This window comes from Sphingobacterium sp. HSC-15S19, from assembly GCF_050433745.1.
GTDB classification, from domain to species: domain Bacteria; phylum Bacteroidota; class Bacteroidia; order Sphingobacteriales; family Sphingobacteriaceae; genus Sphingobacterium; species Sphingobacterium siyangense.
On sequence record NZ_JBNPWQ010000096.1, the window covers coordinates 1 to 1,476 of the forward strand.

Annotated in this window: 2 protein-coding genes; both read right to left on the reverse strand. The window is 37.9% G+C overall.

The window, feature by feature from the left end:
* Positions 1-125: 125 nt before the first annotated feature.
* Positions 126-1,034 carry an IS3 family transposase gene (locus L1283_RS28445; protein WP_429626815.1) on the reverse strand — a complete coding sequence of 303 codons (909 nt, stop codon included), beginning with the start codon at positions 1,032-1,034 and terminating at the stop codon, positions 126-128.
* On the reverse strand, positions 1,031-1,435 hold the full coding sequence (locus tag L1283_RS28450) for a transposase (protein WP_429626816.1): 405 nt from the start codon (positions 1,433-1,435) through the stop codon (positions 1,031-1,033). Before L1283_RS28450 ends, L1283_RS28445 begins: the two co-directional genes overlap by 4 nt.
* Positions 1,436-1,476 lie beyond the last annotated feature (41 nt).

Sequence of the window (1,476 nt, forward strand, 5' to 3'; positions counted from 1 at the left end):
TGTCTCGTCCTGAAAAAACTTTACAGATTTAACCATTAGTCCTAAATAGATCTTACAGCATTTTTTGGTAATCCTGAAAATCCTTTACAATTATACAAAGTACTTTTCACATCTAAAATATTGATTTAAACTTCCGCTGTTATAGCCACCGATTTTCTAGGATATTGCTTCCATCTCTTTCTTATTTCACCAGTTTTAGAATGTGCATTTTTGGGAGTTTGGAAATCCAAACTGCTATGTGGGCGCTGCAAATTGTAAACTTTAATAATCTTATCAATATTTTTAGACGCATCCTTATGATTTTGGTATACTCGCTTAGGATAGAATTCATTTTTGAGAATACCATTAACACGTTCAGCTAGAGCATTATCGTAAGGGCTACCACTCTGCGTCATACTAATCGCAATGCCATAACGCTGGAGCATTTCTGTATATTCATTGCAACAATACTGGATACCTCGATCGGAATGATGGATGAGGTAAAACGGAGATAAATGCTTCCAATCGGTTATCGCCATTTCCAATGCCTTTAAGCAACCAATCGCCTCTAACGTTGGATGCAAGGAATAGCCGACGATCATTCTTGAGTAGGCATCCGTAATCAGACTAAGATAACTAAACCCATGTAGAGTCCTAATATATGTGATATCGCTTACCCACAGCTGCTCGGGGCCAGTTATAATTAATTCCTTTATGAGGTTTGGATACCTTCTAAAAACATGGTTTGAATCTGTTGTACGTGCGATACGCTTGCGACGTCTGATCAACAGGCCATGAAACCGAAGTAAATCAAAAAGTTGATCCCGTCCCATTTTAATGCCATGTTCAACTAACTTTGGTTCCAGCAAGTACATTAGTTTTCTTGTTCCCAACATTGGCATCTGACTCCGTATTTCTTTCACCAGAGTCAGCACCACCATATTAGCAATAGTAGCTTTTTCAGCATGTCGGATAGCATCATAATAAGCTTGTCGGGTTACGCCAAACAGTGCACAGAGATCTCCTAAACTCACATAGGAATGGCTCTGCCTCATTCTTTTGACTGTTTGGCACCATGCTTTTTTCTTATTTTAATTTTAAGTTCTTCTTCGCTAACCTGGATTAAAGTTTCTAATCCATCTATTTTTAGGTTGGCTTTTTCCAAGGCTTTCTGCAATTCTAAAACTTGTTTGGATAGTAGCTTTATCTTTGAGCTTTCATTTGGTTCCTTCATCGGCTTTGCAATCAGTCCATTAGGTGTCAAAGGAAGTAAAGAAAATTGGGTTATCCAATTGTCAATTGTTCTCCGATTAATTTTATAAGTCCTTTCTACAGCACGTTGACTGAGCCGACCACTCTCAACTTCTTGCACAAGCCTCTTTTTTAACTCTTCCGGATAAGACCTTCCAACTCTTTGGAACGGCTTGGAATTATCCACTTTAGTCTTTTTTGTCATATACTTTACAATTTAGTGTAAAGCTATATCAGGACAAGACA